Origin of the sequence: Sebaldella sp. S0638 (assembly GCF_024158605.1) — a bacterium.
In the GTDB taxonomy this organism is placed as follows: Bacteria; Fusobacteriota; Fusobacteriia; order Fusobacteriales; family Leptotrichiaceae; genus Sebaldella.
In genome coordinates this window covers 23,983-32,177 of sequence record NZ_JAMZGM010000045.1, presented here as the reverse complement: position 1 = coordinate 32,177, position 8,195 = coordinate 23,983, and the positions used below count along the sequence as shown (strand labels likewise).

The window sequence follows — 8,195 nt, the reverse complement described above, 5'->3', positions numbered from 1 at the left end:
AATACTTAGATTTACTTCTAGGGAATATAGGTCTTCGCCAAGCTTTTTTATTGCTCTTTTTTTTTAGAGCTTTTTTTTGTTTTTACTTTTTTCTGTTTCGAGGTATAATAATTCAGAGTGATGATTTTTATACAGATATTATTTATCATTTAAATAACATAACAACAGGTGGAGATATGGATTTCGAGATAATAAAAGTATTCAGCAATAATGTATTATTATGTAAAGATAAGATGAAAAATACTGAAATTATAGCCGTCGGAAAAGGAATAGGATTTAAGGCTAAATCAGGAGGAACAGTTTTATACAGTGCCATAGAAAAGCTGTATGGTGCCCTTTCGGAAGAAGATAAAAAATACTTTTCCGATATTGCAGACAATACTGATTCAGAAATTCTTGATATAGTAGAGGAAGCACTGAAAATAATAGATGAAGAATTAAAAGAAAAACTTAGTATTTATTTTCATCTGACTATGTTAAGCCATTTGTCATTTGCAATAGAAAGAAGCAAATACGGAACTATTATAAGAAACCCTTTTTTGGAAGAACTCAGGGTTTTATACCCTCAGGAATATGCAATAGCAGAAAAATTTATCAGGGAAGTAAATAAAAGTCTTGAATTTAAACTGGAAATTGATGAAGTAGGATTTATAACCATGCATATTCATGCAGCCATGAGAGGAGTCAAAGTTTCGGAAACTTCTGAGCAGCTCACACTCACATATGAACTGGTAAAAGTCATAGAAAATGAGCTTGGGCAGAAGATTGACAGGGAAAGTTATGATTTTATAAGACTTCTTACACATTTGAAATTTGCTGTTAATCGTGTAAAAAATAATATTAAAATTGAAAATATACTTCTTCCTGAGATAAAAAAGAAACTTAAAATGTATTATAAAATTTCTCAGAAAGTAGCTGAATTTGCTGAAAAAAGTTATAATATTATTTTTAATGAAGATGAAATAGGCTATATAACTATTCATTTGGCTAAAATAAAATCCAAAGACTTAGATATTTTTTAGTTTTGGATATTGACATTTGCTAAAATCGAGATATAATGTAGTAATTAAATATAGCGTGTAACTGGTTAGGCAGGCAATAGCTGAGATTCTTTATACTAAGAGTATAGAGATTTTGGTTATTGCCTGTTTTTTTGATTAAAAAAATTTTAGGAGGTAAAAATGAAAAAGCTTATTATTAATGCAGATGACTTTGGGTATTCAAGAGCTGTGACGTATGGAATTTTGGATTCTTATAAAATAGGAATACTAACATCCACTACAATGATGATGAATACTCCGGCTACTGAGCATGCAGCAGAAATGGCAAAAGAAAATCCGGGACTGGGGATAGGCGTGCATTTGGTTCTTACTTTTGGAAGGCCGCTGCTTGATACTCATAAAACCATTATTGATGAAAACGGGAATTTCAAAAAACTTTCCTTTTATGAAAATAATAATTTTGAAATAGATTTAGATGAAGTATATAAAGAATGGAAAGCACAGATAGAGAAATATTTATCCTACGGGCTGATACCTACACATTTGGACAGCCATCATCATATTAACAGTTTTGGAGAACTTTACACAGTCTATCTCCGTCTTGCAGAAGAGTATAATCTTCCTGTACGTAATAATTTTTCAAATCTTAAGAATATAAACAGTAATGTGAAAACAACAGATCTGTTTCATATGGAATATAAAGAAGCACTTGAAGATATCAATAGTATCGCTGCAATATTTGAAAAATATGATTCTGTGGAAGTAATGACACATCCGAGCTATCTTGATAAATTTATTATGGAAAATTCATCTTTTAATCTGCCGCGTCTGGATGAAACAGCTTTTTTAACAGATGCTGTCAGAGTAAAAGAATTCAAGGGAAGTACGCTGTTTGATCTAGTAACTTATGGAGAACTATAAAATATTTTGGGAGGATAAAAAATGAATTTTAAATTTTTTCTGCAAAAACTGGGTAAATCAGTTCTGTTTCCTATAGCTGCATTACCTGTAGCCGGTTTATTAATAAGATTTGGTGCTGATGATATGCTGAATATACCTTTACTGGGAGCAGCAGGAACTATTTTTGCAAATATGGATATGTTGTTTGCTTTGAGTATAGTAATAGGTTTTTCAAAATCTAAGGATAAAGCAATTCCGGCAATAACCGGTTTTCTGTCATTGATAGTTTTGAAAGAGGGATTGAAAATAATGAACCCTGAGCTGAGTATGGGGGTATTCGGCGGAATTGTAGCAGGATTAATAGCAGCTGCTGTTTATAACAGATTCAAAGAGACAAAACTTCCAAGTGTTCTTACATTTTTCGGCGGGGAAAAAACTCCGATAAGTGTGATAATTCCTGTTATGATTCTTACGTCAGGAATATTCGGGATTATATGGCCGTTTATGCAGAACGGAATTGATAAATTTGCACATGGACTGGTAAAACTGGGTGCAGTGGGAGTATTCCTGTTTGGCTTCCTGAACAGACTGCTTATACCTTTCGGGCTTCATCATGTTCTTAATTCTTATATATATTTTGCACTTGGTGAGTATCAGACACCAAAAGGCGAGATAGTAAGCGGAGAAATTCCAAGATTTATAGCGGGTGATCCTACTTCAGGTTCTTTCCTCGTGGGATTCTTTGTTATAATGATGTTTGGTATACCGGCTATAGGACTTGCAATAACAAGAGCTGCAAGGAAAGAAAGAAAAAAAGAGGTAGAAGGTCTTATGACATCAGGAGCGATTACTTCTATTATTACAGGAATTACTGAGCCGGTAGAATTTTCATTTTTATTTGCATCACCTTTGTTGTATTTTATACACTGCATATATACAGGCTTATCATTTGCAGTGATGTATTTTTTACAGGTAAGGCTCGGTTTTTCTTTCGGTACCGGAGTAGTAGATTTTGTGCTGAATTTTACTAAGGGAAATAAAACATGGCTTATAATACCTGTAGGGATATTCTTTTTTCTGCTTTATTATTTTACTTTCTATATATTGATTACAAAACTAAATATAAAGGTAGTAGGAAGAGAGGAAGAAACACCTTACGGAGATGAAAGTGCATATGAAGAAAATGAACTGTCTTTATCACATAAAAATTATGAATATATGGCAAAAAAAATAATAGAAAATATCGGGGGGAAAGAAAATATAATATCACTGCAGAATTGTGTAACAAGGCTCAGAATGGAACTGCATGACAGTGATCTTGTAGATATAAGCAAACTTAAACAGACAGGGGCACATGCAGTAATTAAGAATGATAAACATAATGTACAGGTGGTAATAGGCCCTGAAGTTACAAATGTAATTATATATATGAAAAGGATAACAGGAGAATAAAAATTCCGGCTGCTTTCCTGTGATAAAAAATTATGTACAGAGATTGACTTAGAAGGTAAAAAACAGTTATGATATATTAGTTATTAATTACATAAAATTTTATTTATATAAACAGAAGAAAGAGAAAATTTTCTCTGTTTGAAAAGGAGAGCGGCATGGGAAAGATATTTATAGCGGGAGAAATACCCGAAGCAGGATATGAAGCTTTAAAAGATCATGAACTGGATGTTTATAAAGGGGAAAAGCTCATAGGAGAAGAGGAGCTGCTTATGAGAAGCAGAGACGCAGATGCCATATTAAGTCTTTTATCTACACAGATAAATAAGAAGATTATTGACAATGCAGAAAAAGTAAAAATAATAGCTAATTTTGGTGCAGGTTATGATAATGTAGATTTTGAATATGCAGGTAAAAAAGGAATTCCTGTTTCAAATACGCCGTTAGTATCGACTGAGGCTACTGCTGAACTGACAATAGGGCTTTTGCTGGCAGTTTCAAGAAGAATTGCCGAAGGTGATGAGTTATGCAGAACTACAGGATTTAACGGATGGGCTCCTTTATTTTTTCTTGGGAGAGAAGTACACGGGAAAACATTAGGAATAATAGGATTTGGAAATATAGGACGTTCTGTGGCAAAAAAGGCAAAAGGTTTTGGTTTGAATATTTTGTATTATGATATAGAAAAACAGGATGAAAACATAGAAAAGGAACTGGAGGCAAAATATTCCGCTTTTGGAGAACTATTAGAAAAATCGGATTTTATAACAATAAACAGTGCTTATACTCCGGCTCTTAAACATATGATTGATGAAAAAGAATTCAGTGCAATGAAAAAAACTGCATATATCATAAATTGTGCCAGAGGTCCGATTATTAATGAAAAAGCTCTGGTAAAAGCTTTGAAAAACGCGGAAATAGAAGGTGCTGCACTGGATGTTTATGAATTCGAGCCTGAAATAGGAGATGAACTAAAAAAGATGAAAAATGTAGTGCTTACTCCTCATATAGGAAATGCCACAATAGAAACCAGAGATCAGATGGCTTTATGTGCTGCAAAAAATATAGTGCAGGTACTAAACGGTGAAAATCCGTATTCACCAGTGAATAAATATAAATAAAAAAACTGTAGATACGAGGAATATTGAAAATAGAGTGCTTCAAGGAAAATGAAGATGGAAAAACCGGAAAAAATAACAATAAGAAAATATTTTCTTTGCATTTTTTACAAAAAAGTTGTATACTGATAACAGTTTGTTGAAAAAACTGCTGAAATAAATGATTCTGTAAAAACATCTATAAAAGAGGAGAGAAATCCCTTGACATAATACAAAATTTATGATAGAATCTTTAGGCTAGTTTATTCTAGTTAAACCAATAATTATTGGGAGGGATAGAAGTATGAGAGTACAAGTTATCCTGGAATGTACAGAAACTAAGTTGAGACACTATGTGACTACTAAAAACAAGAAGACACATCCTGAGAGAATCGAACTTAGAAAGTACAATCCGGTATTAAGAAAATACACTCTGTATAGAGAAGTAAAATAATGAAACCTAGGTCAGTGGCTCAATTGGTAGAGCATCGGTCTCCAAAACCGAGGGTTGGGGGTTCGAGCCCCTCCTGACCTGCCATTTTAATTAGGAGTGAAAAACTTATGTTGAAAGAAATAATAGATGAATATAAAAAAGTATATTGGCCAAGTAAACAAGAGGTACTCCATGTTACTGTGATTGTTTTATTAATAACTATATTTATTTCTCTGTATGTAGTTGCATTTGATCTAAGCTTTAACAGAGTATTATCTCTACTAATAATTTTTTTAAGAGGTAAATAGGAGGATAATTATGACGTTAGATGGCGATAATTTAGAAAAAAAATGGTATATAATTCATACATATTCAGGATATGAAAAGAAAGTGAAAGCCGATCTTGAGAAACGTGTAGTAACACTGAATCTCACAGACAGAGTTTTCAGAATACTTGTTCCTGAAGAAGAAATAATGGAAGAAAAAAGAGGGAAAATGGTTAAGGTTCCCAGAAAATTATTTCCGGGATATGTAATGGTAGAAATGCTGTCTAAAAAAGAGGAAAACGATTTAGGGCTGGGATACAGAGTAGACAGTGATGCCTGGTATGTAATAAGAAATACTAACGGCGTTACAGGATTCGTAGGCGTAGGAAGTGATCCTATACCGCTTGCAGATGACGAAGCAAAAAGCCTTTTAGGAAAAATCGGTTTAGACGAGAATGAAAGTGCTCCGAAAGCAAGACTTGATCTTGAAGCAGGAGAAAAAGTAATAATTAAGAATGGTGCATTTGAAAATCAGGAAGCTGAAATAGCTGAAGTTGATCATGAACATGGAAGAGTAAAAGTCATGGTAGAGGTTTTCGGAAGAATGACGCCAGTAGAGCTGGAATATCACGAAGTTCGTAAAATTTAAACGTATAGATATTTAAGTGGGAGAGAGATCATTTACCACAAAGGAGGAAATTTTAAGATGGCAAAAGAAGTAATTGGAAAAATAAAATTACAATTAGACGCTGGAAAGGCAAATCCGTCTCCACCGGTAGGACCTGCTTTAGGACAACACGGTGTTAATATAATGGATTTCTGTAAAGCATTTAATGCACAAACTCAAGACAAAATGGGATTTGTAATTCCTGTGGAGATTTCTGTTTATGCTGACAGAAGCTTTACTTTTATACTAAAGACTCCACCTGCATCAGATTTATTGAAAAAAGCAGCTAAAGTTAACAAAGGTGCTGCAAACTCAGTAAAAGATGTTGCTGGAACTATTACAAAAGCTCAGCTGAAAGAAATTGCAGAAACAAAAATGCCTGATTTAAATGCTGGCAGTGTTGAAGCGGCTATGAATGTAATCGCCGGTACAGCAAGAAGCATGGGAATAAAAATAAGCGAATAACCATATATTTTAGTGGAAGGGATAACCCAATGACCACAAAGGAGGAAAATTCATAATGGCAAAAAAAGGGAAAAGATACCAGGAAATTGCTAAAAAAGTAGATAAAATGAAATTATATACACCTGAAGAAGCTTTGGACTTAGTATTTGAAACTAAAAGTGCAAAATTCACTGAAACAGTGGAATTAGCATTTAGATTAGGAGTAGATCCTAGACATGCTGATCAACAGGTTAGAGGTACTGTAGTATTACCACACGGTACAGGAAAGACTATTAAGATTCTTGTTATTACTTCAGGAGATAAAATTGACGAAGCTTTAAAAGCAGGTGCAGATTACGCTGGTGATGATGAGTATATTACTAAAATACAAGGTGGATGGCTGGATTTTGATTTAGTAATAGCTACTCCGGACATGATGCCTAAGTTAGGGAAATTAGGAAAACTTTTAGGAACTAAAGGATTAATGCCTAACCCTAAATCAGGAACTGTAACAACTGATGTTGCAAAAACTGTAGACGAATTCAAAAAAGGTAAATTAGCTTTTAAAGTAGATAAATTAGGATCAATACATGTACCAATTGGAAAAGTTAACTTTGATAAAGAAAAAATCACAGAAAACTTTAAAACTGTTGTTGATCAAATCATAAAGTTAAAGCCTGATGCATCAAAAGGACAGTATTTAAGAACTGTAGCAATATCATTAACAATGGGTCCTGGAATCAAAATCGATCCGTTATTGGTAAATTCATACGTTTCAAAGTAATTTTGAATATATATTTTTAAAAAATTCAAAGCCAAAGACAGTAGGTTGGAGCAATCCGGTAAATCCTACCGAGGTTAATTAAGCATAGAGTTATGTTTTCCTCTGAGTTATTGTCTTTGCAAATCAGAGGTTTTTTATATAGAGGAGGTGAAAAAATGCCAGCACAATCAAAAGTAGACAAGGTAAGTATACTTAAAGATAAAATCAAAGAAGCAAAAGCTGTGGTATTTGTAGACTATAAAGGGATTACAGTAAATGAGGATACAGAATTAAGAAGAAAAGCCAGAGAAGCAGGAATCGAATATCTAGTAGCTAAAAATAGATTATTTAAAATTGCTTTGAAAGAAGCAGGAATCGATGCTGACTTTGATGATGTTTTAGAAGGAACTACATCATTTGCACTAGGTTTTGAAGATGGAGTTGCACCATCAAAGTTAATTTATGACTTCTCTCAAACTGTAAAAGATAAATTCTTAATAAAAGCAGGATATGTTGATGGTGGAAGAGTAGAGGTAGCTACAATAGAAGCTCTAGCTAAATTACCTTCAAGAGAAGAATTACTTGGTCAGATAGCATATGGATTGTTATCACCAGTAAGAATGTTAGCAGTAGCTATGACAAATGTTGCTGAACAAAAAGAATCAGGAGCAGAGGCACCAGTAGTTACTATAGACGAGAATAAAGAAGAAGCGGTAGCAGAAGCTACAGAAGCAAACTAATAAAAAAAATATTTTAGGAGGAAAAAATGGCATTTAATAAAGATCAATTTATAGAAGATTTAAAAAATATGACAGTTTTAGAATTAAAAGAAGTAGTTGAAGCGATAGAAGAAACTTTTGGAGTATCAGCTCAACCAGTAGCTGTAGCAGCAGCTGGTGCAGGTGCAGCAGCAGTTGAAGAAAAAACTGAATTTGATGTAATCTTAACAGGTTTCGGAGATAAGAAAACAGCTGTAATCAAAGAAGTAAGAACTATAACTGGATTAGGACTGAAAGAAGCTAAGGACTTAGTTGAAGCAGGAGGAAAAACAGTTAAAGAGGGAGCTTCTAAAGATGAAGCAGAAAAAATCAAAGCACAGTTGGAAGCAGCTGGAGCAACTGTAGAATTAAAATAAGTACAAGACAAAATAATAAGGAGACACTCTAAATTTCGGG

Annotated in this window: 11 protein-coding genes, 1 tRNA gene and 1 other annotated feature; all 12 genes read left to right on the top strand. The window is 33.4% G+C overall.

The annotated features are described in order from the left end of the window. Positions 1 to 176 precede the first annotated feature (176 nt). On the top strand, positions 177 to 1,022 hold the full coding sequence (locus tag NK213_RS12515; protein ID WP_253349652.1) for a PRD domain-containing protein: 846 nt from the start codon (positions 177 to 179) through the stop codon (positions 1,020 to 1,022). A gap of 159 nt (positions 1,023 to 1,181) precedes the next feature. Beyond that, entirely contained in the window at positions 1,182 to 1,922 is a 741-nt protein-coding gene (gene chbG, locus NK213_RS12510; protein WP_253349650.1) for a chitin disaccharide deacetylase, read from the top strand. A 21-nt stretch (positions 1,923 to 1,943) separates the two neighbouring features. Then, the gene (locus NK213_RS12505; RefSeq protein ID WP_253349648.1) at positions 1,944 to 3,353 is read left to right on the top strand and encodes a PTS transporter subunit EIIC; all 1,410 of its coding nucleotides are present in this window, start codon (positions 1,944 to 1,946) and stop codon (positions 3,351 to 3,353) included. 155 nt (positions 3,354 to 3,508) lie between these two features. After that, complete coding sequence (locus NK213_RS12500) at positions 3,509 to 4,471, top strand: 2-hydroxyacid dehydrogenase family protein (RefSeq protein ID WP_253349646.1); 963 nt, start codon at positions 3,509 to 3,511, stop codon at positions 4,469 to 4,471. A 280-nt stretch (positions 4,472 to 4,751) separates the two neighbouring features. Continuing rightward, complete coding sequence (rpmG, locus tag NK213_RS12495; RefSeq protein ID WP_012862381.1) at positions 4,752 to 4,901, top strand: 50S ribosomal protein L33; 150 nt, start codon at positions 4,752 to 4,754, stop codon at positions 4,899 to 4,901. A gap of 8 nt (positions 4,902 to 4,909) precedes the next feature. Further along, a tRNA-Trp gene (locus tag NK213_RS12490) sits at positions 4,910 to 4,985 on the top strand. 23 nt (positions 4,986 to 5,008) lie between these two features. After that, a complete protein-coding gene (secE, locus tag NK213_RS12485; RefSeq protein WP_253349644.1) occupies positions 5,009 to 5,188 on the top strand; it encodes a preprotein translocase subunit SecE in 180 nt (59 codons plus the stop codon). 10 nt (positions 5,189 to 5,198) lie between these two features. Further along, positions 5,199 to 5,795: a transcription termination/antitermination protein NusG gene (gene nusG / locus NK213_RS12480; protein WP_253349642.1), complete on the top strand. Its 597-nt coding sequence runs from the start codon at positions 5,199 to 5,201 to the stop codon at positions 5,793 to 5,795. A 57-nt stretch (positions 5,796 to 5,852) separates the two neighbouring features. Continuing rightward, complete coding sequence (gene rplK, locus NK213_RS12475; protein WP_253349639.1) at positions 5,853 to 6,278, top strand: 50S ribosomal protein L11; 426 nt, start codon at positions 5,853 to 5,855, stop codon at positions 6,276 to 6,278. 55 nt (positions 6,279 to 6,333) lie between these two features. Next, positions 6,334 to 7,041 carry a 50S ribosomal protein L1 gene (gene rplA / locus NK213_RS12470; RefSeq protein WP_253349637.1) on the top strand — a complete coding sequence of 236 codons (708 nt, stop codon included), beginning with the start codon at positions 6,334 to 6,336 and terminating at the stop codon, positions 7,039 to 7,041. Positions 7,042 to 7,054: 13 nt separating this feature from the next. Continuing rightward, positions 7,055 to 7,186: a sequence feature (ribosomal protein L10 leader region), on the top strand. Positions 7,187 to 7,196: 10 nt separating this feature from the next. Next, entirely contained in the window at positions 7,197 to 7,760 is a 564-nt protein-coding gene (rplJ, locus tag NK213_RS12465) for a 50S ribosomal protein L10 (RefSeq protein WP_253349635.1), read from the top strand. Positions 7,761 to 7,786: 26 nt separating this feature from the next. Next, the gene (rplL, locus tag NK213_RS12460; protein WP_253349633.1) at positions 7,787 to 8,155 is read left to right on the top strand and encodes a 50S ribosomal protein L7/L12; all 369 of its coding nucleotides are present in this window, start codon (positions 7,787 to 7,789) and stop codon (positions 8,153 to 8,155) included. Positions 8,156 to 8,195 lie beyond the last annotated feature (40 nt).